Source organism: Streptomyces erythrochromogenes, from assembly GCF_040684695.1.
Lineage (GTDB): Bacteria > Actinomycetota > Actinomycetes > Streptomycetales > Streptomycetaceae > Streptomyces > Streptomyces erythrochromogenes_C.
On record NZ_JBFBGM010000029.1, the window covers coordinates 1 to 21,738 of the forward strand.

23 protein-coding genes are annotated in these 21,738 nt (G+C 72.4%); 12 read left to right on the plus strand and 11 right to left on the minus strand.

Features of this window, described 5'->3' with window-relative positions:
* Nucleotides 1-130 precede the first annotated feature (130 nt).
* Entirely contained in the window at nucleotides 131-1,360 is a 1,230-nt protein-coding gene (locus AB0O53_RS31440; RefSeq protein ID WP_031150059.1) for an acyl-CoA dehydrogenase family protein, read from the minus strand.
* A 214-nt stretch (nucleotides 1,361-1,574) separates the two neighbouring features.
* Between AB0O53_RS31440 and AB0O53_RS31445 the strand changes: the two genes are divergently transcribed.
* On the plus strand, nucleotides 1,575-2,219 hold the full coding sequence (locus AB0O53_RS31445; protein ID WP_350990796.1) for a TetR/AcrR family transcriptional regulator: 645 nt from the start codon (nucleotides 1,575-1,577) through the stop codon (nucleotides 2,217-2,219).
* Between the two features lie 185 nt (nucleotides 2,220-2,404).
* Here AB0O53_RS31445 and def read toward each other — a convergent pair whose 3' ends face one another.
* Entirely contained in the window at nucleotides 2,405-2,959 is a 555-nt protein-coding gene (def, locus tag AB0O53_RS31450; protein ID WP_350990794.1) for a peptide deformylase, read from the minus strand.
* Nucleotides 2,960-3,082: 123 nt separating this feature from the next.
* Between def and AB0O53_RS31455 the strand changes: the two genes are divergently transcribed.
* The 6 genes from AB0O53_RS31455 to AB0O53_RS31480 all read left to right on the plus strand — a co-directional run bounded on the left by AB0O53_RS31455 (nucleotide 3,083) and on the right by AB0O53_RS31480 (nucleotide 8,387).
* On the plus strand, nucleotides 3,083-4,321 hold the full coding sequence (locus AB0O53_RS31455; protein ID WP_350990792.1) for a MurT ligase domain-containing protein: 1,239 nt from the start codon (nucleotides 3,083-3,085) through the stop codon (nucleotides 4,319-4,321).
* Between the two features lie 28 nt (nucleotides 4,322-4,349).
* Nucleotides 4,350-5,078 (plus strand): type 1 glutamine amidotransferase, encoded by a 729-nt coding sequence (locus AB0O53_RS31460; RefSeq protein ID WP_030660438.1) that lies wholly within the window; start codon nucleotides 4,350-4,352, stop codon nucleotides 5,076-5,078.
* Between the two features lie 215 nt (nucleotides 5,079-5,293).
* Nucleotides 5,294-6,319 (plus strand): 6-phosphofructokinase, encoded by a 1,026-nt coding sequence (locus AB0O53_RS31465; protein WP_350990788.1) that lies wholly within the window; start codon nucleotides 5,294-5,296, stop codon nucleotides 6,317-6,319.
* 125 nt (nucleotides 6,320-6,444) lie between these two features.
* Nucleotides 6,445-7,401, plus strand: a complete 957-nt coding sequence (locus AB0O53_RS31470) for a cytochrome c oxidase assembly protein (RefSeq protein ID WP_350990786.1) — start codon at nucleotides 6,445-6,447, stop codon at nucleotides 7,399-7,401.
* Between the two features lie 32 nt (nucleotides 7,402-7,433).
* On the plus strand, nucleotides 7,434-7,592 hold the full coding sequence (locus tag AB0O53_RS31475; RefSeq protein WP_031150049.1) for a hypothetical protein: 159 nt from the start codon (nucleotides 7,434-7,436) through the stop codon (nucleotides 7,590-7,592).
* An 84-nt stretch (nucleotides 7,593-7,676) separates the two neighbouring features.
* The gene (locus AB0O53_RS31480; RefSeq protein WP_350990784.1) at nucleotides 7,677-8,387 is read left to right on the plus strand and encodes a lysophospholipid acyltransferase family protein; all 711 of its coding nucleotides are present in this window, start codon (nucleotides 7,677-7,679) and stop codon (nucleotides 8,385-8,387) included.
* Nucleotides 8,388-8,435: 48 nt separating this feature from the next.
* Here AB0O53_RS31480 and AB0O53_RS31485 read toward each other — a convergent pair whose 3' ends face one another.
* The 8 genes from AB0O53_RS31485 to AB0O53_RS31520 form a co-directional block, all read right to left on the minus strand.
* Nucleotides 8,436-10,097 (minus strand): alpha/beta hydrolase, encoded by a 1,662-nt coding sequence (locus AB0O53_RS31485; protein WP_350990782.1) that lies wholly within the window; start codon nucleotides 10,095-10,097, stop codon nucleotides 8,436-8,438.
* Between the two features lie 181 nt (nucleotides 10,098-10,278).
* Nucleotides 10,279-11,064, minus strand: coding sequence for an urease accessory protein UreD (locus AB0O53_RS31490; RefSeq protein WP_365200137.1), 786 nt, complete (start codon nucleotides 11,062-11,064; stop codon nucleotides 10,279-10,281).
* Nucleotides 11,061-11,756: an urease accessory protein UreG gene (ureG, locus tag AB0O53_RS31495; protein ID WP_350990779.1), complete on the minus strand. Its 696-nt coding sequence runs from the start codon at nucleotides 11,754-11,756 to the stop codon at nucleotides 11,061-11,063. The genes AB0O53_RS31490 and ureG overlap by 4 nt, the downstream gene beginning before the upstream one ends.
* A gap of 37 nt (nucleotides 11,757-11,793) precedes the next feature.
* Nucleotides 11,794-12,468 (minus strand): urease accessory protein UreF, encoded by a 675-nt coding sequence (locus AB0O53_RS31500; RefSeq protein ID WP_350990777.1) that lies wholly within the window; start codon nucleotides 12,466-12,468, stop codon nucleotides 11,794-11,796.
* A gap of 13 nt (nucleotides 12,469-12,481) precedes the next feature.
* Nucleotides 12,482-14,203, minus strand: coding sequence for an urease subunit alpha (locus AB0O53_RS31505; RefSeq protein WP_365200141.1), 1,722 nt, complete (start codon nucleotides 14,201-14,203; stop codon nucleotides 12,482-12,484).
* Nucleotides 14,196-14,507 carry an urease subunit beta gene (locus AB0O53_RS31510; protein ID WP_030660408.1) on the minus strand — a complete coding sequence of 104 codons (312 nt, stop codon included), beginning with the start codon at nucleotides 14,505-14,507 and terminating at the stop codon, nucleotides 14,196-14,198. The genes AB0O53_RS31505 and AB0O53_RS31510 overlap by 8 nt, the downstream gene beginning before the upstream one ends.
* Nucleotides 14,508-14,522: 15 nt before the next feature.
* Nucleotides 14,523-14,825 carry an urease subunit gamma gene (locus AB0O53_RS31515; protein ID WP_030660405.1) on the minus strand — a complete coding sequence of 101 codons (303 nt, stop codon included), beginning with the start codon at nucleotides 14,823-14,825 and terminating at the stop codon, nucleotides 14,523-14,525.
* 435 nt (nucleotides 14,826-15,260) lie between these two features.
* Complete coding sequence (locus AB0O53_RS31520; protein WP_350990774.1) at nucleotides 15,261-15,710, minus strand: ATP-binding protein; 450 nt, start codon at nucleotides 15,708-15,710, stop codon at nucleotides 15,261-15,263.
* A 196-nt stretch (nucleotides 15,711-15,906) separates the two neighbouring features.
* Here AB0O53_RS31520 and AB0O53_RS31525 point away from each other — a divergent pair, with 196 nt between their 5' ends.
* Together AB0O53_RS31525 and AB0O53_RS31530 are read left to right on the plus strand one after the other, a co-directional pair.
* Entirely contained in the window at nucleotides 15,907-16,791 is an 885-nt protein-coding gene (locus AB0O53_RS31525) for a helix-turn-helix domain-containing protein (protein WP_365200146.1), read from the plus strand.
* 13 nt (nucleotides 16,792-16,804) lie between these two features.
* Nucleotides 16,805-17,041 carry a DUF397 domain-containing protein gene (locus tag AB0O53_RS31530; RefSeq protein ID WP_350990772.1) on the plus strand — a complete coding sequence of 79 codons (237 nt, stop codon included), beginning with the start codon at nucleotides 16,805-16,807 and terminating at the stop codon, nucleotides 17,039-17,041.
* On the opposite strand, the gene AB0O53_RS31535 is transcribed toward AB0O53_RS31530, so the two are convergent.
* Entirely contained in the window at nucleotides 17,038-18,216 is a 1,179-nt protein-coding gene (locus AB0O53_RS31535) for an 8-amino-7-oxononanoate synthase (RefSeq protein WP_365200149.1), read from the minus strand. The two genes, AB0O53_RS31530 and AB0O53_RS31535, sit on opposite strands and share 4 nt — an antisense overlap.
* A 156-nt stretch (nucleotides 18,217-18,372) precedes the next feature.
* Here AB0O53_RS31535 and bioB point away from each other — a divergent pair, with 156 nt between their 5' ends.
* Genes bioB through bioD form a run of 3 tightly spaced genes read left to right on the plus strand, consistent with a single transcriptional unit; the run spans nucleotide 18,373 to nucleotide 21,713 of the window.
* Entirely contained in the window at nucleotides 18,373-19,644 is a 1,272-nt protein-coding gene (bioB, locus tag AB0O53_RS31540; RefSeq protein WP_365200152.1) for a biotin synthase BioB, read from the plus strand.
* Complete coding sequence (locus AB0O53_RS31545; protein WP_365200154.1) at nucleotides 19,637-20,959, plus strand: adenosylmethionine--8-amino-7-oxononanoate transaminase; 1,323 nt, start codon at nucleotides 19,637-19,639, stop codon at nucleotides 20,957-20,959. The genes bioB and AB0O53_RS31545 overlap by 8 nt, the downstream gene beginning before the upstream one ends.
* A gap of 10 nt (nucleotides 20,960-20,969) precedes the next feature.
* Entirely contained in the window at nucleotides 20,970-21,713 is a 744-nt protein-coding gene (gene bioD, locus AB0O53_RS31550; RefSeq protein ID WP_365200157.1) for a dethiobiotin synthase, read from the plus strand.
* Nucleotides 21,714-21,738 lie beyond the last annotated feature (25 nt).

Genomic DNA, 21,738 nt, shown 5'->3' on the forward strand with positions numbered 1-21,738 from the left:
ACGGAAGACCAACGGGGGGGGGTGTGATGACCGGGGAGGGCGCCCCCCCCCCCCCCCCCGCCGCGGCCGCGGCCGCCGGGGGGGGGGGGGGGGCCCCCCCCCCCCCCACCCCCCTCCGCCGAGGCAGCGCCTAGCGGATCGGCATGCCGGAGATCGTGCGCGCGATCACCAGCCGCTGGATCTCGCTGGTGCCCTCGAAGATGGTGTAGATCGCGCTGTCCCGGTGCATCCGCTCGACCGGGTATTCGCGGGTGTAGCCGTTGCCGCCGAGGATCTGGACGGCCTGGGCGGTCACCTTCTTGGAGACCTCGCTCGCGAAGAGCTTGGACATCGAGCCCTCGGCCGATTCGAACGGCCGTCCCGCCACCGCCATCCACGACGCCCGCCACACCAGCAGCCGGGCGGCGTCGATCTGCGTGCGCATGTCGGCGAGCTGGAAGGCCACGCCCTGGTTGTCGATGATCGGGCGGCCGAACTGCGTACGGGTCTTCGCGTAGTCGAGGGCGACCTCGTACGCGGCGCGCGCGGTGCCCACGGCCATCGCGCCGACGGCCGGCCGGGAGGCCTCGAAGGTGGCCATCGCCGCGTTCTTGACCCGCTCGCCCCCGCCGCTGCGGGCGCGCTCGTGGGCCCGGGCGAGGCGCTCGTCCAGCTTCTCCTTGCCGCCGAGCAGGCAGTTGCCGGGGATCCGCACGTCCTCCAGCACCACCTCCGCGGTGTGGGAGGCGCGGATGCCGTGCTTCTTGAACTTCTGGCCCTGGGACAGCCCGGGCGTGCCCGGCGGCACGATGAAGGACGCGTGGCCCTTGGTGCCCAGCGCCGGGTCGACGACGGCCACGACGATGTGGACGTTGGCGATACCGCCGTTGGTGGCCCAGGTCTTGGTGCCGTTGAGCACCCACTCGTCCTTGGCCTGGTCGTACACCGCGCGGGTGCGCATCGAGCCGACGTCGGAGCCGGCGTCCGGCTCGGAGGAGCAGAAGGCGGCCACCTTCACGTCGTCGGGGGTGCCGTACATCTGGGGGATCCAGGTGCCGATCTGCTCCTCGGTGCCGTTGGCCACGACGCCGATCGCCGCGAGCCCGGTGCCGACGATGGACAGCGCGATGCCGGCGTCGCCCCAGAAGAGCTCCTCCATGGCCATCGGGATGCCGAGTCCGGTCGGGTCGAAGAACTGCTGGGCGTAGAAGTCCAGGGAGTAGATGCCGACCTTGGCGGCCTCCTGGATGACGGGCCACGGAGTCTCTTCGCGCTCGTCCCATTCCGCGGCGGCGGGTCGCATCACGTCGGCCGCGAAGCCGTGGATCCAGTCCCGCACCTGCTTCTGGTCGTCGTTCAGCTCCATGGTGAACTCCGCCATGTTCCCTCCACCTGTCCGCACTCGTCGCTCCGGAGGTTACTAGCGGTAACCCACGCGAGGGCCACAGTCTGTTACCGACGAGTAAGCACTGTCAAGCACGAGCGATGCCGCCCAGAGCCCGCAGTCGGTGTCCGCCGATTCGATCGCCGGGGTGCCTCGGGTGTTACGTTGCGTGTGCGTCACGCACATCGCAAGGGCGGGGAGAGAACACGTCATGGAGACCACGCAGCAGACGGGCGAACCGGGAGCGGCCGAACGCCGCCGGCGGGAACTGCTCGAAGCCGCCGACCGGGTCGTGCTCAGGGACGGCCCCAAGGCCTCCATGAACGCCATCGCGGCCGAGGCCGGCATCACCAAGCCCATCCTCTACCGGCACTTCGGGGACAAGGCGGGCCTCTACCAGGCCCTCGCCGTCCGGCACACCGATGCCCTGCTCGACTCGCTCCGGGCCGCGCTCGACGCCCCCGCGGAGCGCCGCCGGCGGGTGGAGGCGACCCTGGACACCTATCTGGCCGCCATCGAGGCCCGCCCGCAGGTCTACCGCTTCCTGATGCACCCGGCGGAGGACTCCCACACCGCCGAACGGGGCTTCGACGTCGGGCTGCACTCGGCGCCGCTGCTGCGCAGGCTCGGAGAGGAACTGGCCCAGGTCATCAGCGAGCGGGTGGACCTCGGCTCCGACGGCGAGCGGCTGGCCCGGGTCTGGGGCCACGGCATCGTCGGCATGATGCACGCGGCCGGCGACTGGTGGCTCGGCGAACGCCCCTGCGACCGCGCGGACCTGGTCGCGGCCCTCACCGACCTCCTCTGGGGCCGCCTCGCCACCGCCGGCAACCGCAAGGACGGCCCGGGCTTCTGACCCCTCCGCCCCCACCGGTCACCTTCAGCCCCGCCGGAGCAACTCCAGCCTCGCCGGAGCAACTCCAGCCTCGCCGGCGTTTGAGGCGCGGGGTCCCATCCCCAGCCTCGCCGGCGTTTGAGGCGCGGGTCCGGGCGGAGCCCGGTTCCCGGAGGGGCAACGGGGCCACCCCGGAAGTGATCCGCCTAGCCGCGCAGCGACTCGGCTCCCCAGGACGTCTTCGCGATCGCCCGCCGCAGGCGACGGGCCCGCATCCCCGTCACACGGTCCGCGTACACGGTCCCGTCGAGGTGGTCGCACTCGTGCTGGAGGCAGCGCGCGAAGAACCCCGTACCGGAGACCCGTACGGGAGCGCCGTCCGAGGTGACCCCCTCCACCACCGCGTGGTCGAAGCGGGCCGTGCCCGCCTCCAGCCCCGGCAGGGACAGGCAGCCCTCGGGTCCGAGGAACTCGTCCCCGTCGGCCGTCACCAGCCGCGGGTTGACGATGTGCCCGACGTGCCGTACGTCTTCGTCATCGGGACAGTCGTAGACGAACACCCGCTGGGCGACACCGATCTGGTTCGCGGCGAGGCCGACCCCCTCGGCCGCGTACATCGTCGCGAACATGTCCTCGATCAGCCGGTCGAGGGCGGGGCCGAATTCGGTGACCTCCGGGCAGGGAGAGTGGAGCACCGGGTCACCCAGCAGGCTCATGGTGCGGACGAGACCGGTGGTACCGGGGATCAGGCGCTGTCGCATGGCGCCAAGCCTACGACGGGCGACTATATGAGGAGATCCGCGGCGGGGCGGGGGCGCCGCGGTCAAGGCTGCGGCAGGTACTGGATAGGCTGGGGCCGACCGACGCTAGGAGGACAAGGGACGATGGCAGGCAACACGGAGCCGCTTTCGCCGCGGGCCAAGCTGGCCGTGACGGCGGGCAAGGCCGCGGCGGCGGTGTCGCGGGCCGCGGGACGCGGAAGCGGATCGGTGATCGGTGGCAAGGTCGCACTCAGGCTCGACCCCGATCTTCTCGGCGCGCTGGCGCAACACCTCGACGTCGTCCTCGTCTCCGCGACGAACGGCAAGACCACGACGACCCGGCTGATCGCCGAGGCCCTGCGGGCCAGCGGTCCGGTCGTCTCCAACGCCCTCGGCGCCAACATGCCGGCGGGCATCACCTCGGCGCTCGCCGGCGGCTCGGACGCCAAGTACGGCGTCATCGAGGTCGACGAGAAGTACCTGGCCGGAGTGGCCCGGGACGTCACCCCCAAGGTGATCGCCCTGCTCAACCTCTCCCGCGACCAGCTGGACCGCGCCGCCGAGACCCGCATGCTCGCGGAGAAGTGGCGCGAGGGCCTCCAGGGCTCCAAGGCGGTCATCGTCGCCAACTGCGACGACCCGCTGATCGTCTGGTCCGCCTCCTCCTCGCAGAACGTGGTGTGGGTCGCGGCCGGCCAGGAGTGGAAGGACGACGCCTGGTCGTGCCCCTCCTGCGGCGGTGTCATGCAGCGCCCGGGCGACGACTGGTTCTGCGGCGAGTGCGGCTTCCGGCGCCCGATCCCGACCTGGGTGCTCTCCGGCGACCACGTCCTGGACCCGCACGGCTCGGCCTGGCCGATCCACCTCCAGCTGCCCGGCCGCGCCAACAAGGCCAACGCCGCCACCTCGGCCGCCGTGGCCGCCGTCTTCGGCGTCCCGCCGCAGGTCGCGCTGGAGCGGATGTACCAGGTGCAGGCCGTCGCCGGCCGCTACGACGTGGTCAACTTCCAGGGCCGCGAGCTGCGCCTCCTGCTCGCGAAGAACCCCGCCGGCTGGCTCGAAACGTTTTCGCTGATCGACCCGCCGCCGACCCCGGTGATCCTCTCCGTGAACGCGCGCGGCGCCGACGGGACCGACACCTCCTGGCTGTGGGACGTCGACTACCCGCGCCTGGCCGGCCACCCGATCTTCGTGATCGGCGACCGCAAGCTGGACCTCGCGGTCCGCCTGGAGGTCGCGGGCCTGGACTTCCGGGTGTGCGAGAGCCTCGACGAGGCCGTGCAGCTCGCGCCGCCCGGACAGATCGAGCTGATCGCCAACTACACCGCCTTCCAGGACGTGCGCCGCCGCGTCGGCAACTAGTACTCATACCCCCAGAGGACACAAGAGCATGAGCGACAACAGCCTGCGTCTGGTGTGGGTCTACCCCGACCTGCTCAGCACGTACGGAGACCAGGGCAACGCCCTCGTCGTGGAGCGCCGGGCCCGCCAGCGCGGCCTGGACGTGCAGCGCGTGGACGTGCGCAGCGACCAGCCCATCCCCACCTCGGGCGACATCTACCTGATCGGCGGCGGCGAGGACCGGCCGCAGCGCCTGGCGGCGGAGCGGCTGCTGCGCGACGGCGGTCTGGAGCGTGCCGTCTCGAACGGCGCGATCGTCTTCTCCGTCTGCGCCGGCTACCAGATCCTCGGCAAGGAGTTCGTCAACGACCAGGGCCAGCGCCAGGAGGGCCTCGGCCTGCTGGACGTCGTCACCGTGCGCGGTGAGGGCGAGCGGTGCGTCGGCGACGTCCTCGCCGACATCGACCCGCGCCTGGGCCTGCCGCAGCTGACGGGCTTCGAGAACCACCAGGGCGTCACCCACCTCGGCCCGACCGCCAAGCCGTTCGCCCGGGTGACCATGGGCCGCGGCAACGGCACCGGCGACGGCACCGAAGGCGCGTACAACGACACGGTGTTCGGCACCTACATGCACGGTCCCGTGATGGCCCGCAACCCGCAGATCGCGGACCTGCTGCTGAAGCTGGCCCTCGACGTGAACGCGCTGCCGGCCATAGACGACCGGTGGTACGAGGCGCTCCGCGCGGAGCGCATCGCGGCCGCCACGCAGCCCGCGTAGCACCCGCGAAAACCGCTCATCAGGGCGGCCCCCGCATCATGTGTTCGGCCCGGTTTTCCCTTGGGGGAACCGGGCCGACGTCGTTTTGCACGAAGGGTGCGACCAGCATGTGGAGGATGGTTCAGTGCACTGCTAAACCGCTTGTAGGGTGGCCGTAGTTCCAACCGGACGACGTGGTCCGGTCGCCGGCCCACGTTGCAAAGGTCTCTTCTGCCATGCGCATAGGTGTGCTCACGTCCGGTGGCGACTGCCCCGGCCTCAACGCCGTCATCCGCTCCGTCGTACACCGTGCCGTCGTCGACCACGGCGACGAGGTGATCGGCTTCCACGACGGCTGGAAGGGCCTGCTGGAGGCGGACTACCGCAAGCTCGACCTCGATGCCGTCGCCGGCATCCTCGCCCGCGGCGGCACCATCCTCGGCTCCTCCCGGGTCCAGCCCGAGCACCTGCGCGACGGCGTCGAGCGGGCCCGCGGGCACGTCGCCGACCTCGGGCTCGACGCGATCATCCCGATCGGCGGCGAGGGCACCCTGAAGGCCGCGAACCTGCTCTCGCAGGCCGGTCTGCCGATCGTCGGCGTCCCGAAGACCATCGACAACGACATCGCCTCCACCGACGTCACCTTCGGCTTCGACACCGCCGTCGGGGTCGCCACGGAGGCGCTGGACCGGCTGAAGACCACCGCCGAGTCCCACCAGCGCGTGATGGTCGTCGAGGTCATGGGCCGCCACACCGGCTGGATCGCCCTGCACTCGGGCATGGCGGCCGGCGCGCACGCGATCGTCGTACCGGAACGCCCCTTCGACATAGACGAGCTGACGGCGATCGTCGGCGAGCGCTTCTCCGCGGGCAAGCGGTTCGCCATCGTCGTGGTCGCCGAGGGCGCCAAGCCGAAGCCCGGCTCGATGGCCTTCGAGGAGCGCGGCAAGGACATCTACGGCCACGAGCGGTTCGCCGGCATCGGCAACCTGCTGGCCGTCGAGCTGGAGAACCGCCTGGGCAAGGAGGCCCGGCCGGTGATCCTGGGCCACGTCCAGCGCGGCGGCACACCCACCGCGTACGACCGGGTCCTCGCGACCCGCTTCGGGTGGCACGCGGTGGAGGCGGCGCACCGGGGCGAGTTCGGCATGCTGACCGCGCTGCGCGGCACCGACATCGAGATGGTGCCGCTCGCCGAGGCGACCTCGACCCTGAAGACCGTCCCGGCCGAGCGCTACGACGAGGCCCAGACCGTTCTCTGACCGTTCTCCCGCCGGTCTCCGACACACCTTTCCGACGCCCCTTTTGTCCTGGGCCGCCCCCGCGCGCACGAGCGTACGGGGGCGGCACTAGTGTGGTGGGGCAGCACAGTCGAGGGAGTGAACAGATGGACCACAGCGGGCACGGCATGGACATGCACATGGACTTGCCGCCGTTCACTCTCGGGCGCGGGCTGGAGTTCTCCTTCGACGCGTTCTTCCTGTTCGGCTCCCTGCTCGGGCTCGCCCTGTACGGGTGGGGCGTGCTGCGGCTGCGCCGGCGCGGGGACTCCTGGCCGCTGGGCCGGACCATCGCGTTCACGCTGGGCGTGCTGACCGTGCTCCTGGTGATGTGCACCAAGCTGAACGACTACGGCATGGTCATGTTCAGCGTGCACATGGTCCAGCACATGGTGATCAGCATGATCACCCCGATCCTGGTGCTGCTGGGCGCGCCGGTGACGCTGGCGCTGCGCGCGCTGCCGCCCGCCGCCCGCGGGCGCAAGGGGCCGCGCGAGCTGCTGCTGGCGCTGCTGCACAGCCGGTACATGAGGGTGATCACGCACCCGGCCTTCACGATCCCGATGTTCATCGCGAGCCTCTACGCGCTGTACTTCACCCCGCTCTTCGACTTCCTGATGGAGAGCCGCGCCGGGCACATCTCGATGATGGTCCACTTCTTCGCGGTCGGCATGATCTTCTTCTGGCCGATCATGGGCATCGACCCCGGTCCGCACCGTCCGGGCTACGTCATGCGGATGCTGGAGCTCTTCGCGGGCATGCCCTTCCACGCGTTCTTCGGCATCGCCCTGATGATGGCGAGCCAGCCGATGATCAAGACCTACGCGAACCCGCCGGCCTCCCTCGGCATCGATCCGCTGCTCGACCAGCAGTGGGGCGGCGGCATCGCCTGGGCGTTCAGCGAGATCCCCTCCGTGCTGGTCCTGATCGCCCTGATCTACCAGTGGTACCACTCGGAGCAGCGGGCCGCGAAGCGCTCCGACCGGGCCGCGGACCGCAACGGGGACCAGGAGCTGGAGGCGTACAACGCGTATCTCGCCTCGCTCCAAGCGCGTGGCCAGTAGCGCGATCCCGTCCCGGCGCGCCACCATGGGGCATGACCGGATCCGTTAAGGCGATGGCAGTGATGACCTTCGCCGCACTGGTGGCCGTCGCCACGTACTCGGTGGTCCTCGGCAGCAACGGCTGGCTGTGGTTCGGCTGGGTGGTGCTGGGGCTGCTGACCGCGGGGATGGCCGCCTCGCGCAATGCCTGAGGAAGGTCACCGCCGCCCCCTCCATCCCGGGGCTCACCGTCCGTAAAATGGCCGTGACGACGGGATACCGACAGGAGCGGCCTGGTGTTCTACCACTTGCTCAAGCACGTGTTCCTCGGCCCGCTGCTGCGGCTGCTGTTCCGGCCGCGGATCGAGGGCCTGGAGAACATTCCGGCGGAGGGCGCCGCGATCGTCGCGGGCAATCACCTGTCGTTCTCCGACCACTTCCTGATGCCGGCGATCCTGGCCCGGCGGATCACCTTCCTGGCGAAGGCCGAATACTTCACCGGCCCCGGGCTCAAGGGCAGGCTCACGGCCGCGTTCTTCCGCAGCGCCGGGCAGATCCCCGTGGACCGGTCCGGCAAGGACGCCGGCCAGGCGGCCCTGCGCGAAGGGCTGGGAGTCCTCGCCAAGGGCGAGCTGCTGGGCATCTACCCGGAGGGCACGCGCTCGCACGACGGCCGGCTGTACAAGGGCAAGGTGGGAGTGGCCGCGATGGCCCTGGGCGCCGGGGTGCCCGTCATCCCCTGCGCGATGGTGGGCACCTTCGAGATCCAGCCTCCCGGCCAGAAGATCCCGAACATCCGGCGGGTGACGATCCGCTTCGGTGAGCCGCTGGACTTCTCCCGGTACGCCGGGATGGAGCGCGAGCGCGCCGTCCTGCGTGCGGTCACCGACGAGATCATGTACGCGATCCTCGGGCTGTCCGGCCAGGAGTACGTCGACCGGTACGCGGCCGAGGTGAAGGCCGAGGAGGAGGAAGCGCGGAAGAAGGCCCGGCGCACGACGCGCTGAGCCTTCTCCCGCTTCACGGGTCACGCGGGGCGGCCCGCGTCACCGTCCTCAACGGACGGCGGGCAGCTCCTCGAGCGCCGGGAGCGCGGCCGGGGCCGCGTCCAGCGAACGGGCGGCCGCCGCGGGCGGGGCGACCGGGGTGGCGTGCGGGGCGCACGTCACGTCCTTGGCATCGACCTTGCCGGTGAGCAGGTAGGTGTCCACACGGGTGTTGACGCAGCTGTTCACCAGGCTGGTGACGCCGTGCGAGCCGGCGTTCTGCTCGGTGATCAGGCGCGAGCCGGCGAGCCGGCGGTGCAGCTCGACGGCGCCCTTGTACGGGGTGGCCGCGTCCCGCTCGGACTGGACGATCAGGACCGGGGGCAGGCCGCGCTTGGCTCCGACCTCGATCGGGGTGCTCTGCTTGGACCTCCAGGTCGCGCACGGCAGGTTCATCCACGCGTTCGACCAGGTCAGGAACGGGTACTTCTCGTGCAGCTTGGTGTTGTCCCGGTCCCACTTGTTCCAGCTGGTGGGCCACTTCGCGTCGGCGCACTCGACGGCGGTGTAGACGGCGTTGCTGTTCTCGGCCGACGCGTTGCCCTTGGTGTCCGACATGTCCGGGGCGATGGCGTCGATGAGCGCCTGCTCGTCGCCGGCCGCCCAGGCCGCGAAGGTCTGGGCGACGGGCACCCAGGAGGAGTCGTAGTACGGAGCGCTCTGGAAGAAGCCGATCAGCTCGGCCGGGCCGACGATCCCGCCGAGCGGGTTGGCCTTGGCCTTGCCGCGCAGCTCCTGCCACTTGGCGTCGACCTTGGCGCGGGTGTCGCCGAGGTGGAAGACGGCGTCGTTCTTGGCGACCCAGTCCTGCCAGTCGTTCCAGCGCATCTGGAAGGCGACGTCCTGGCCGAGGTTGGCCTCGTACCAGATGTTGTCCTGCGAGGGGTCCACCACGCTGTCGACGATCATGCGGCGCACGTGGGTCGGGAAGAGGGTCGCGTAGACCCCGCCCAGGTAGGTGCCGTAGGAGACGCCGAGGTAGTTCAGCTTCTTCTCGCCGAGGGCGGACCGGACCACGTCGAGGTCGCGCGCGGTGTTCGGCGTGGTCATGTGCGGCAGCATCTCGCCGCTGCGCTCCTTGCAGCCGTCCGCGTACTCGGCGGCGAGCTTGCGCTGGGCGCGCTTGTCGGCCTCGCTGTCCGGGACCGGGTCGGCCTTGGGGGCCTTCACGAACTCCTGCGGGTCGATGCAGGAGATGGGTGCGGAATGGCCGACACCGCGCGGGTCGAAGCCCACGAAGTCGTAGGCCTTGGAGGCGTTGACCCACAGCGGGCTCTTGGTGGTGACGCGGCGCGGGAAGCGCATGCCGGAACCGCCCGGGCCACCGGGGTTGTAGACGAGGGCGCCCTGGCGCTCCTCCTTGGTTCCGGTGCTGCCGATCCGGTCGACGGCGATGTCGATGGTCTTGCCGTACGGCTTCGCGTAGTCCAGCGGTACCTTCACCCAGCCGCACTGGATGGGCTTCTCCAGGCCCCAGTCGGCCGGGCAGTCCTTCCAGTCGATGCCGGTGCGGGCGGCGCGGGCGGCGGCGATCTGCACGCCCAGCGCCTCCGGGAGCCGGAAGTCCTGGTCGGCCGGGGCCGCGGCGGCCGGCGGGGCGAGCAGCAGGCCCGCGGCCAGCGCGCCGGTGATCAGTGTGGCGGCGCTCCCCAGCGCCGCGTTGCGTATCACGTGGTTGTTCCCCCTGCGTCAAATGCCGCCGTGGGCGGCCGGGTTGGCCGCTGCGGTCGTCGGCGTGCAGGGGGATCCTGTCGCCTGCTCCCGTCCCGGCGACAGGGTGCTGTCGACTTCTTTGCCAAGCCGATAACCGGACAGGCGAGTACCGCTGAGCGGTGCCCGATTCGTCCGGCGTTCAGCGGTGGTAGGCGCGGCAGGCCTCGTCGAGGACCTCGCGCAGCCGGAGGGCGTCCCCGGCCAGGGCCGTCACCAGGACGGCCGGACCGGCCAGGGGTGTCGCGACGGCGCACTCCCCCAGCACCGCGGGCGGCGGCGGGTCCTCGGCGAAGGCCGGGTCCACGACGAGGAGCTGGCCGACGGCCCGGTGTCCGGCCAGGCCGGCCGGGCCGTCCCAGCCACCGGGGGCGCCGGGACCGCAGGCGAGCTCCTGGTCCAGCAGGGGCCGGCCGCCGCGGGTGACGGTGAGGCGGCTGCGGAGCAGGCCGGGCTGCTCCCCGTGGCGCCCCAGCACCTGCTCCTCGCGCAGCAGCAGGCGGGCGGTGGGGGCCAGCCGGACCCGGGTGCGCACCCGGAGGTCGCTCCCGCGGACCGAGACGAGCTGCTCCGGCAGCCAGCGCAGCGCGGCGCCGTCCTCCAGGTCCAGCTCCACGTCGTAACGGGCCGGCTCGCCCGCCCGGCCGGGCAGGGCCAGGGTGGCCGCCGCCGAGGTCAGGGCCAGCCGGGCCGCGGGGCCGACGGTGGCGCGGACCGTGAGGTGGTCGCCGCCCAGCGGGGCGCTCATCGCGCCGACGAGCACGACCCCGGCCTCGGCCTCGCGGCCGCGGGTCCGCCGCAGGGCGAGCGGGCCCTCCCCGGCCAGCAGGGGCAGCGCGGTCCCGCCCCGCCCGTCGGCCACGGCGTGGATGCGGGCGGTGGCCCGCACTCCCGCGGCCGGCGGGGGAACGGCGGGCGCGGTGGTCACCGTACGACCCAGGCGGCGATCCGCTCGCGGACCCAGGCGGCGACCGGGGCCACGCCCTCGGGGCCGCGCAGGGACTGGAAGGCGACGGGCAGGTCGCCGCGCTGCGCGGCGGCGTCGCGGGCCATCCGGTCGAGGTCGGAGCCGACGTGGGGGGCGAGGTCGGTCTTGTTGACGATGAGGAGGTCGGCGGTGGTGACGCCGGGCCCGCCCTTGCGCGGGATGTCGTCGCCGCCCGCCACGTCGATGACGAAGATCTGGGCGTCGACGAGGCCCCGGGAGAAGGTGGCGGTGAGGTTGTCCCCGCCGGACTCGACGAGGACCAGGTCGAGCGGGGCGTGCTCGCGGAAGGCCTCCTCCAGTTCTTCGACGGCCTCCAGGTTGGCGGAGATGTCGTCGCGGATGGCGGTGTGCGGGCAGGCTCCGGTCTCGACGGCGGTGATCCGCTCCGGCGGCAGGACCGCTTCGCGCAGCAGGAACTCGGCGTCCTCGCGGGTGTAGATGTCGTTGGTGACCACGGCCATGGACAGCTCGGTGCGCAGGGCGCGGCACAGGGCGGCGACGGTGGCGGTCTTGCCGGAGCCGACGGGTCCGCCCAGTCCGATGCGCAGGGCCCGCCGGGTGCCGTCGGCGCGCAGCGGTGCGGCGCTGTGGGTGTGCCGGTGGGTGTGGGCGACGGCGTGGTCGAGGTGCATGGGGTGCTCCCGGTGGTCGAAGGGGTAGGGGGTGCGGTCAGGAGGCGAACAGGCGGACCGGCCAGTCGGCATGGACCTCGGCCGTGATCTCCAGCAGGGGCGAGGAGGCCGCGGGCAGGGCGTCCACCCCGTCCCGCAGGGCCTGGTGGGCCGCCTCGGCGGCGCGGGCCGCGATGCCGTCGAGCTCGGGGGCGAGCCGGGCCAGCACCCCGCTCGCCTCGAAGGGGTCCAGGCCCAGCAGCCGTACGGTGGCGGTCGCCGGTCCGCCGACGCTCTCGTACGCCGCCACGTGCGCGGCGTCCAGCGGCCCGAGCCCGGCCGCCCGGGCGGTGAGGCCGAGCACCACGGGCTGGTGGGCGCCGCGCGGGAACGCGGCGGCCAGCCGCTCCAGTCCGGGGTCGGGCCAGGTGGCCCGCGCGGCCCGGAGCAGCTGGCGGCCCAGCCGCCGCGCCGCGGTGCGCAGCGCGGGCGACGGGGTGCGGGCGTCGGCCGCGGCGTCGAGCACGGCCGGGTCGAGTCCGGCGGCGGCCGCCGCCGCGAGGGCCGCCGCGGTGAGCCCGGCGGTGTGCAGCCGGCCCCGGCAGAAGTCCTCCAGGGTGGCGGCGTCGTGGATCCGGCCGGCCTTGCAGGCGGCCTCGGCGCCGCCGGAGTGGGCGTGGCCGCCGGCGGGGAACCGGCCGTCCGCGAGGACGAGCAGCGCGGCGAGGCTCATGTGTCGCGGCCCATCAGAAGAGGAAGTAGCGCTGGGCCATGGGCAGTTCCGCGGCGGGCGCCGGTTCGATCGCTTCGCCGTCGATGGTGACGGTGAAGGTGTCGGCGTCGACCTCGACCCGCGGCATGGCGTCGTTGTTGCGCATGTCCGCCTTGGTCACCTTCCGCGTGGTCTCTATGGCGGCGAACCGCTTGCCGAGTCCGAGCCGTTCGGGCAGGCCGTCGTCGAGCGCCGCCTGCGCGGTGAAGTTCAGCGAGTTCAGGCCGGGCGCGCGGCCGTGGCTGCCGAACATCGGCCGGGGCAGGACGGGCTGCGGGGTGGGGATGGAGGCGTTGGCGTCGCCCATCTGGGCGTAGGCGATCTGGCCGCCCTTGATGACGAGCTCGGGCTTGACCCCGAAGAAGGCGGGGTTCCACAGCACCAGGTCGGCGAGTTTCCCGGTCTCGACCGAGCCGACGTCGCGGGCGATGCCCTGGGCCACGGCGGGGTTGATCGTGTACTTGGCGACGTAGCGGCGGGCCCGGTGGTTGTCGGCCGGCCCGTCGCCGGGGAGGAAGCCGCGGCGCCGCTTCATCACGTGGGCGGTCTGCCAGGTGCGCAGCACGACCTCGCCGACGCGGCCCATGGCCTGGGAGTCGGAGGAGATGATGGAGATGGCGCCGAGGTCGTGCAGGACGTCCTCGGCGGCGATCGTCGAGGGCCGGATGCGGGACTCGGCGAAGGCGAGGTCCTCCGGGACGGCGGGGTTGAGGTGGTGGCAGACCATCAGCATGTCGAGGTGCTCCTCGACGGTGTTGACGGTGTGCGGCCGGGTGGGGTTGGTGGAGCTGGGCAGGATGTTCGGCTCGGAGACCACGGTGATGATGTCGGGTGCGTGCCCGCCGCCCGCGCCCTCGGTGTGGTACGAGTGGATGGTCCGCCCGGCGATGGCCGCGAGGGTGTCGGCGACGAAGCCGGCCTCGTTGAGGGTGTCGGTGTGGATGGCGACCTGGGCGCCGGTCTCGTCGCAGACGCTCAGGCAGGCGTCGATGGCGGCGGGGGTGGCCCCCCAGTCCTCGTGGATCTTGAATCCGAGGGCTCCGCCGCGCAGCTGGGAGTGCATGGCCTCGCGGGAGGTGGTGTTGCCCTTGCCGAGGAGGCCGATGTTGACCGGGTAGGCCTCCAGCGCCGCGAACATGCGGGCCAGGTGCCAGGGTCCGGGGGTGACGGTGGTGGCCTTGGTGCCCTCGGCCGGTCCCGTGCCGCCGCCGACCAGGGTGGTGATCCCGGAGGCGAGGGCCTCGTCGATGACGGTCGGGGAGATGAAGTGCACGTGCGCGTCGATGGCGCCGGCGGTGACGATCTTCCCGTTGCCCGCGATGATCTCGGTCTCCGGGCCGATGACGAGCGCGGGATCGACGCCGTCCATGGTGTCGGGGTTGCCGGCCTTGCCGATGCCGCAGATCCTGCCGTCGCGGATGCCGAGGTCGGCCTTGACGATGCCCCAGTGGTCGAGGATCACGACGCCGGTGATCACGGTGTCGGGTGCGCCCTCGGCCCGGGTGGTGCGGGCCTGGCCCATGGATTCGCGGATGACCTTGCCGCCGCCGAAGACGGCTTCGTCGCCGGAGCGGCCGGGGCCGCCGCCGAGGTCCTGCTCGATCTCGACGAAGAGGTCGGTGTCGGCGAGCCGGATCCGGTCGCCGGTCGTCGGTCCGAACAGGTCGGCGTACACCCGGCGGGAGATCTCAGCCATCGAGCGGCCCTCCGGTCTCGCCGCGCAGTCCCGGTACGGTGCGCAGCCCCGCCAGCGGAACCAGTTCCACCGACGCCGGGATGCCCGGCTCGAAGCGGACGGCCGTGCCGGCGGCGATGTTGAGCCGGAGCCCGTGGGCCGCGGCGCGGTCGAAGTCGAGGCCGGGGTTGGCCTCGGCGAAGTGGTAGTGGGAGCCGACCTGGACGGGCCGGTCGGCGGAGTTGAGCACGGTGAGACGGGTGACGGGGCGGCCCTCGTTGAGCAGTACCGGGCCCTCCCCGAAGGCGATTTCGCCGGGGATCATGCGGGGTACTCCTTGTCAGACGATGGGGTCGTGGACCGTGACGAGTTTGGTGCCGTCCGGGAAGGTCGCCTCGACCTGCACGTCGTGGATCATCTCGGGAATCCCCTCCATGACGTCCGCGCGGCTCAGCACGGTGCGGCCGGAGGCCATGAGCTCGGCCACCGTCCGGCCGTCGCGGGCCCCTTCGAGGATGTGGGAGGTGATCAGCGCCACCGCCTCGGGGTGGTTGAGGCGCACTCCCCGCGCCCTCCGCTTCTCGGCCACGTCCGCGGCCACGTGGATGAGCAGTCGCTCCTGTTCGTGCGGTGTCAGTTGCACTCGTATCACCAAGCTTCCGGGACAAGATCGACTTCGCGCCGAGGTGACCTTAGCGGCGTTCAACACTCTGTTGACCTGCGCATTTCCGACCCAAGCGTCTCTTGCCCAACGCAGAGGAAGGCTTTCCGTTCCGCCCACCGCAGCTTTACCGGCTCATGGGTGATCATTGGTGGTCGCACGTGACCGCCACGCTAAGGGCCGCACTTTTCCGCAGAGTTAACCCACGTTTCGGGAAGGCACCCGGTTCGGGTCCGCCGTCCCCCGGCCGCGACTTCCGTATACGGAAAACGCCGGGGGCCCGATGGGGGCCGCCCGGCGTCCGGGGTCGTCCGGCGCTCAGCGTCGTCCGGCGCCCAGGGGGGGCCGGCGTTCAGGGGGGGCCGGCGTTCAGGAGGGGCCGGCGTTCAGGGGGGCCGGCGGTGCTCCGGGCAGCGGTCAGCAGCCCCCGGCGGCCGCGGCCGGCGCGCCCGCGGTCCAGGGCAGCGCGATCCACACCGTCTTTCCGCCGTCCTCGGTGGGGGTGACCGAGAGCCGGCCCCCCGCCTCCACGGCGAGCCAGCGGATGATGACCATCCCGCGGCCGTTGTCCTGCTGGACGGCGGCCGGAAGCCGCCTGGGCCAGCGCGGGTGGCTGTCGGTCACCCCGACCCGCAGCCATTCCTCGCGCTCCAGGCGGATGTCCACGGTGAAGGTGGGCGACTGGCCGAAAGTGTGCTGTACGGCGTTGGTGGCGAGCTCCGAGACGATCAGCCGGACGCTGTCCGCGGTCTCGGCGTCATCGGGCAGTCCCCATTCACACAGGACCTCCGCGACGTAGCGTCGGGCAGCGGCCACCGAGGCGGGATCGCTCGGCAGAGTGACGGATGCTTCCTGGTGGTCTGCCATGGCGACGTCCCTTTCCCACCGGAGCGGCAACGCCCCGGATCTGTGCTGGACGCCAGAGTGCCACCCATCCTGCCTCCGCATCAGGGTTTCCCCAAAGATCTGCATATATCTGTCGCCCGATGCGGTGAACTCTGCTACGGAAGAGCGTATTTGGACGGCAGACTGGTGCGACCTGTGCCGGTGGAAGGAGGCGGGTGTGCAGCACGGTCCCGCGGTGCGCCGGCGCAAGCTCGGCGAGGAACTGCGTGCCCTGCGTGACCGGTCCGGACTCACCAGTGGTGAGGCCGCCCGGATAGTGGGATGGCACCAGTCGAAAATCAGCCGTATCGAGACGGGTCGCAGCGGCGTGAAACCGGAGGACATCCGGCTGCTCCTCGACGCCTACGGCGAGGTCGTGAGCCCCCAGCAGCGAGCGCTGCTGGAGGCCCTCTCCGCCTCAGCCGCCGGCCCCGGTCCCGGCGGCGACACCGGCCGGGGACGCCAGTGGTGGCACGACTACCGGGGGCTCCTGCCGCAGGAGTACCGGGACTTCATCAGCCTGGAGGCGGGGGCCCGCTCGGCCCGTACCGTGGAACTGTCCGTGGTGCCGGGGCTGTTGCAGACCCCCGACTACGCGCGGGCCGTGACCCGGGCCGCGCTCGGCGGGCTGCCGGAGCCGAAGGTGGACGCGCTGGTCGACGTACGGCTGGCCCGGCAGGCGGTCCTGCGGGCCGATCCTCCGCTGGAGCTGAGCGCGGTGCTGGACGAGGCGGTGCTGCGCCGGCAGATCGGCGGGCCCGGGGTGATGGCGGAGCAGCTCCGGCATCTGGTCCGGGTGGCCCGCCTGCCCCAAGTGAACCTCCAGGTGCTGCCGTTCAGCGTGGGTGGCCATCTCGGCCTCACAGGACCGTTCGTCATTTTCTCATTTACGAACATCGCCGATCTGGATGTGGTGGTACTCGACCATTTGACGAGTAGCCTCTATCTGGAGCGGAAGGAAGACCTAGAGGCGTACGGCGCCGCGTTCCGCACCATCCAGGCGCACGCCCTGCCGCCCCAGGACTCTTCGGAACTCATCGGCTCACTCGCTGACGACGCGTAGAGGAGGCACCCCCGTGTCCGCAACCCCCTTAAGCACCGGCGGACTTCTGATCAGAACTGCGCGGTGGCGGCGCAGCAGCCGCAGCACCGGAATGAACAACTGCGTGGAAGCGGCCGTCCTCGGCGACGGCCTGCTGGCCGTCCGCGACTCCAAGCGGACGGACGGCCCGGCCGTGCTCTTCACCGGGCCGGCCTGGGACGGCTTCCTCGCCTCCGTACGGGCGGACGCCGACGCGTACGCGTCGGTCTAGTCCCGGCGGTCCGTGGCCCCGGCGGGCGCGGTCGCGAGGATCGTCGTGACCGCCCGATCGATCTCGTCCCCCGTGAGGTCGGCCCGGGCGGTCAGCCGCAGCCGGGAGATGCCGTCCGGCACCGACGGCGGGCGGAAGCACCCAACGGACAGACCGGCCTCGCGGCAGTCGGCGGCCCAGCGCAGTGCCGCCGGGGCCGACGGGGCCCGCACCGACACCACGGCCGCGTCCGGCCGGGCCGCGGTCAGGCCGGACGCGGTGAGCCGCCCGTACAGCCGGTCGGCCACCTCGCGGGCGCGGTCGGCGCGCTCCGGCTCGCGCCGGAGCAGGCGCAGGCTCGCCAGGGCCGCGCCCGCGGCGGCCGGGGCCAGCCCGGTGTCGAAGATGAAGGTGCGCGCCGTGTTGACCAGGTGCCTGATCACCTTGGCCGGGCCGAGCACGGCACCGCCCTGGCTCCCCAGCGACTTCGACAGCGTCAGGGTGGCGACCGCGTAGGGCGCGCCTGCGAGCCCGGCGGCGTGCAGCGCGCCGCGGCCGCCCTCGCCCAGTACGCCCAGGCCGTGGGCGTCGTCCACGAGCAGGGCCGCGCCCTCGTCACGGCAGGCGGCCGCGTACTCGGCGAGCGGGGCGGCGTCCCCGTCCACGGAGAACACCGAGTCGCTGACCAGCAGGGCCCGGCCCTCGTGCGCGGCGAGCGTCTTGCGCGCGGTGTCCGGGTCGGAGTGCGGGACCACCGCGGTCCCGGCGCGCGAGAGCCGGCAGCCGTCGACGATGGAGGCGTGGTTGCCGGCGTCGGAGACGACGAGCGTGCCCCGGTCGCTGAGCGCGGTGACGGCGGCGAGGTTGGCCGCGTATCCCGAGGACAGGACGAGGGCGGCCTCGAACCCGCAGAAGGCGGCGAGCTCCCGCTCCAGTTCCGCGTGCAGTTCGGTGGTGCCGGTGACGAGACGGGAGCCGGTGGCCCCGGCGCCCCAGCGCTCGGCCGCCTCCTGCGCCCCGCGGACCGTCGCGGGGTGCCGGGACAGGCCGAGGTAGTCGTTGCTCGCGAGGTCCAGCAGCGGCGACACCGGCGGCCGGGGGCGCAGCGTGCGGACCAGTCCGGCCTGCTCCCGAGCGCGTTCCGCGGCGTCGATCCAGGCGAAGACGTCCGCTGGGTCGGGAGTGTGCTGGGGCATCGGCGTGTCCTCGTGTTTTGTCGGCAGTCCACAGACCTGCCCGACCCTAGCCGCCGCGACTTGTCCGCCAGGTGTGGTGATACACACACACCCATCCGGCCATGTTGTTCAATCTCTCCTTGGCCGGGATGGGTCCCGTGGGACAGGATCTGCTCCATGGACCTGCTGAACACCCTGGTGGACAAGGGGCTGCGGCGCGAGCTGCCGACCCGCGAAGAGGCGCTCGCCGTACTGGCGACTTCCGACGACGAACTGCTCGACGTGGTGGCCGCGGCCGGCAAGGTGCGCCGTCAGTGGTTCGGGCGTCGGGTCAAGCTGAACTACCTGGTCAACCTGAAGTCGGGCCTGTGCCCGGAGGACTGTTCCTACTGTTCCCAGCGCCTGGGCTCGAAGGCCGAGATCCTCAAGTACACGTGGCTCAAGCCGGAGGAGGCCTCCCAGGCGGCCGCCGCCGGTGTCGCGGGCGGCGCGAAGCGGGTCTGCCTGGTGGCGAGCGGCCGCGGCCCGACGGACCGTGACGTGGAGCGCGTCGGCAGGACGATCGAGGCGATCAAGGAGCAGAACGAGGGCATCGAGGTGTGCGCCTGCCTCGGTCTGCTCTCGGACGGCCAGGCGGAGAAGCTGCGCGATGCGGGCGCCGACGCCTACAACCACAACCTGAACACCTCCGAGGCCACCTACGGCCAGATCACCAAGACCCACACCTACGCCGACCGCGTGGACACCGTGGAGAAGGCGCACGCGGCGGGCCTGTCGGCCTGCTCGGGCCTGATCGCGGGCATGGGTGAGACCGACGAGGACCTCGTCGACGTGGTCTTCTCGCTGCGCGAGCTGGACGCCGACTCCGTGCCGGTCAACTTCCTGATCCCCTTCGAGGGCACCCCGCTGGCCAAGGAGTGGAACCTCACCCCGCAGCGCTGCCTGCGGATCCTGGCGATGGCGCGGTTCGTCTGCCCCGACGTCGAGGTGCGGCTGGCGGGCGGGCGCGAGGTGCACCTGCGCTCGATGCAGCCGCTGGCGCTGAACATCGTCAACTCGATCTTCCTGGGTGACTACCTCACCAGCGAGGGCCAGGCCGGCCAGGCCGACCTCGACATGATCGCGGACGCCGGTTTCGAGGTGGAGGGCGCCGGTACGACGACCCTCCCCGCGCACCGCTCCGACGTGGCGGACGCGGCCCCGGCCGGCGGCGGCTGCGGTTCCAAGGGCGGTGCCTCGCTGTGCGGTTCGGGCGCGGGCGCGTCCTCGGACGCGGCCGGGGACGCCGCGGGCTGCGGGTCGGCGTGCGGCGGCTGCTCCGGGCACGCGCACGCGGAGCCCGCGGCGGTGGCGGCGCAGCCGGCGCAGGCCGAGCCCGGCGCGCTGCGGTCGGACCTGGTGGCGGTACGCCGCCGCGGCGCGGGGACGGACATCGCGCCCAATGCCTGACCAGCCGTACCCGCTGCCGGCCGGCGCGGACCTGCTCGCGCTGGACCGGCAGCACGTCTGGCACCCGTACGGCCCGATGCCCGGACGGCAGGAGCCGCTGGTCGTCGCCTCCGCCTCGGGGGTGCGCCTCAGGCTCGCCGACCCCGCGCAGGGGCAGGGCCACGACGAGCTGGTCGACGGCATGTCCTCCTGGTGGTCGGCCATCCACGGCTACAACCACCCGGTGCTCAACGAGGCCGTGACCGCGCAGCTCGGGCGCATGTCGCACGTGATGTTCGGCGGGCTCACCCATGAGCCCGCCGTCCGGCTCGCCGCGAAGCTCGTCGAGATCACCCCGCCGGGACTGGAGCACGTCTTCCTGGCCGACTCCGGTTCGGTCTCCGTCGAGGTCGCCGTCAAGATGTGCCTGCAGTACTGGCGTTCCCTGGGGTACACCGGCAAGACCAGGCTGCTGACCTGGCGCGGCGGCTACCACGGGGACACCTGGCAGCCCATGGCCGTCTGCGATCCCGAGGGCGGCATGCACGAGCTGTGGCAGGGTCACCTGCCGCGGCAGGTCTTCGCGGACGCCCCTCCCGGCGGCTTCGACACGCCGGTGGATCCCGCGTACGCCGACCACCTGCGCGACAAGATCGCCGCGCACGCGGACGAGCTGGCCGCCGTGATCGTGGAGCCGGTGGTGCAGGGCGCGGGCGGCATGCGCTTCCACCACCCGGGCCACCTGCGGGTGCTGCGCGAGCTGTGCGACGAGTACGGGGTCCTGCTGATCCTGGACGAGATCGCCACCGGCTTCGGCCGGACCGGCGCGCTCTTCGCGGCCGACCACGCGGGGATCACCCCGGACGTGATGTGCCTGGGCAAGTCCCTGACCGGCGGCTACCTGACGCTGGCGGCGACCCTGTGCACGGCGCGGGTCGCCGACGGGATCTCCCAGGGCGAGGTGCCGGTGCTCGCGCACGGGCCGACCTTCATGGGGAACCCGCTGGCCACGGCCGTGGCGCTGGCCTCCGTGGAACTGCTGCTCGGCCAGGACTGGGCGCTGGAGGTCAAGCGGATCGAGGCGGGGCTGCGCGAGGGCCTGGCCGCCGCGGCGGGCATCCCCGGCGTGCGGGACGTACGCGTGCTCGGGGCCATCGGCGTGGTCCAGCTGGACCACGAGGTCGACGTGGCCGCGGCCACCCGGGCGGCGGTGCGCGAGGGCGTGTGGGTGAGGCCGTTCCGGGACCTGATCTATGTGATGCCGCCGTTCGTCACGGGCGACGCGGATGTGGCCCGTATCTGCCGCGCGGTGTGCGCGGCGGCCCAGGAAGGCTGAGAAGGCTGAGATGTCCGTACTGATCGTGTCCGGGACGGGCACGGAGATCGGCAAGACCGTGGTCACCTCGGCCGTCGCGGCGGCGGCCGTGGCGGCCGGCCGCTCGGTGGCGGTGCTCAAGCCGGCGCAGACCGGTGTGGGCCCGCAGGAGCCGGGGGACGCGGCGGAGGTGGTGCGGCTGGCCGGCCCCTCCGTCACGGCGATGGAACTGGCCCGCTACCCGGAGCCCTTGGCGCCGGACACGGCCGCCCGTCGCGCGGGGCTGCCGACGCTGGCCCCGGCGCAGATCGCGGAGGCCGCGCGACGGCTGTCCGAGGACCACGACCTGGTCCTGGTGGAGGGTGCGGGCGGACTGCTCGTGCGCTTCGACGAGGCGGGCAACACGCTGGCCGACGCGGCGCGCCTGCTGGACGCCCCGACCCTGATCGTCGCCCAGGCGGGTCTGGGGACCCTCAACTCCACGACCCTCACGGCGGAGGGGCTGCGGGCCCGCGGCCTGGCCGCGCTCGGCGTGGTGGTCGGCAGCTGGCCGCACTCCCCGGACCTGGCGGCCCGCTGCAACCTGGCCGACCTCCCGAAGTCCTCGGAGCTGCCGCTCCTGGGCGCGGTCCCGGAGGGCTCGGGCACCCTGCCCCCGGAGCGCTTCCGCGCCGCGGCCGCCTCCTGGCTGGCCCCGCCCCTGTCGGGCACCTGGTCGGCGGAGTCCTTCCTCACCACCTGGTCCCCGCCGGCCTACACCCCGGCCGACGCCTGAAACCGCCCCACCCCCGAACCGGCCC

Bases quoted from the DNA above. Each gene is read 5' to 3' on its own strand.
- AB0O53_RS31545 (WP_365200154.1), top strand. From the start codon at position 19,637: ATGCCTGACCAGCCGTACCCGCTGCCGGCCGGCGCGGACCTGCTCGCG.
- bioD (WP_365200157.1), top strand. From the start codon at position 20,970: ATGTCCGTACTGATCGTGTCCGGGACGGGCACGGAGATCGGCAAGACC.
- AB0O53_RS31520 (WP_350990774.1), bottom strand. From the start codon at position 15,710: ATGGCAGACCACCAGGAAGCATCCGTCACTCTGCCGAGCGATCCCGCC.
- AB0O53_RS31500 (WP_350990777.1), bottom strand. From the start codon at position 12,468: ATGAGCCTCGCCGCGCTGCTCGTCCTCGCGGACGGCCGGTTCCCCGCC.
- AB0O53_RS31510 (WP_030660408.1), bottom strand. From the start codon at position 14,507: ATGATCCCCGGCGAAATCGCCTTCGGGGAGGGCCCGGTACTGCTCAAC.
- AB0O53_RS31475 (WP_031150049.1), top strand. From the start codon at position 7,434: ATGACCGGATCCGTTAAGGCGATGGCAGTGATGACCTTCGCCGCACTG.
- AB0O53_RS31535 (WP_365200149.1), bottom strand. From the start codon at position 18,216: ATGCCCCAGCACACTCCCGACCCAGCGGACGTCTTCGCCTGGATCGAC.
- def (WP_350990794.1), bottom strand. From the start codon at position 2,959: ATGCGACAGCGCCTGATCCCCGGTACCACCGGTCTCGTCCGCACCATG.
- AB0O53_RS31505 (WP_365200141.1), bottom strand. From the start codon at position 14,203: ATGGCTGAGATCTCCCGCCGGGTGTACGCCGACCTGTTCGGACCGACG.
- AB0O53_RS31470 (WP_350990786.1), top strand. From the start codon at position 6,445: ATGGACCACAGCGGGCACGGCATGGACATGCACATGGACTTGCCGCCG.
- AB0O53_RS31445 (WP_350990796.1), top strand. From the start codon at position 1,575: ATGGAGACCACGCAGCAGACGGGCGAACCGGGAGCGGCCGAACGCCGC.
- bioB (WP_365200152.1), top strand. From the start codon at position 18,373: ATGGACCTGCTGAACACCCTGGTGGACAAGGGGCTGCGGCGCGAGCTG.
- AB0O53_RS31460 (WP_030660438.1), top strand. From the start codon at position 4,350: ATGAGCGACAACAGCCTGCGTCTGGTGTGGGTCTACCCCGACCTGCTC.
- AB0O53_RS31465 (WP_350990788.1), top strand. From the start codon at position 5,294: ATGCGCATAGGTGTGCTCACGTCCGGTGGCGACTGCCCCGGCCTCAAC.
- ureG (WP_350990779.1), bottom strand. From the start codon at position 11,756: ATGCACCTCGACCACGCCGTCGCCCACACCCACCGGCACACCCACAGC.
- AB0O53_RS31455 (WP_350990792.1), top strand. From the start codon at position 3,083: ATGGCAGGCAACACGGAGCCGCTTTCGCCGCGGGCCAAGCTGGCCGTG.
- AB0O53_RS31440 (WP_031150059.1), bottom strand. From the start codon at position 1,360: ATGGCGGAGTTCACCATGGAGCTGAACGACGACCAGAAGCAGGTGCGG.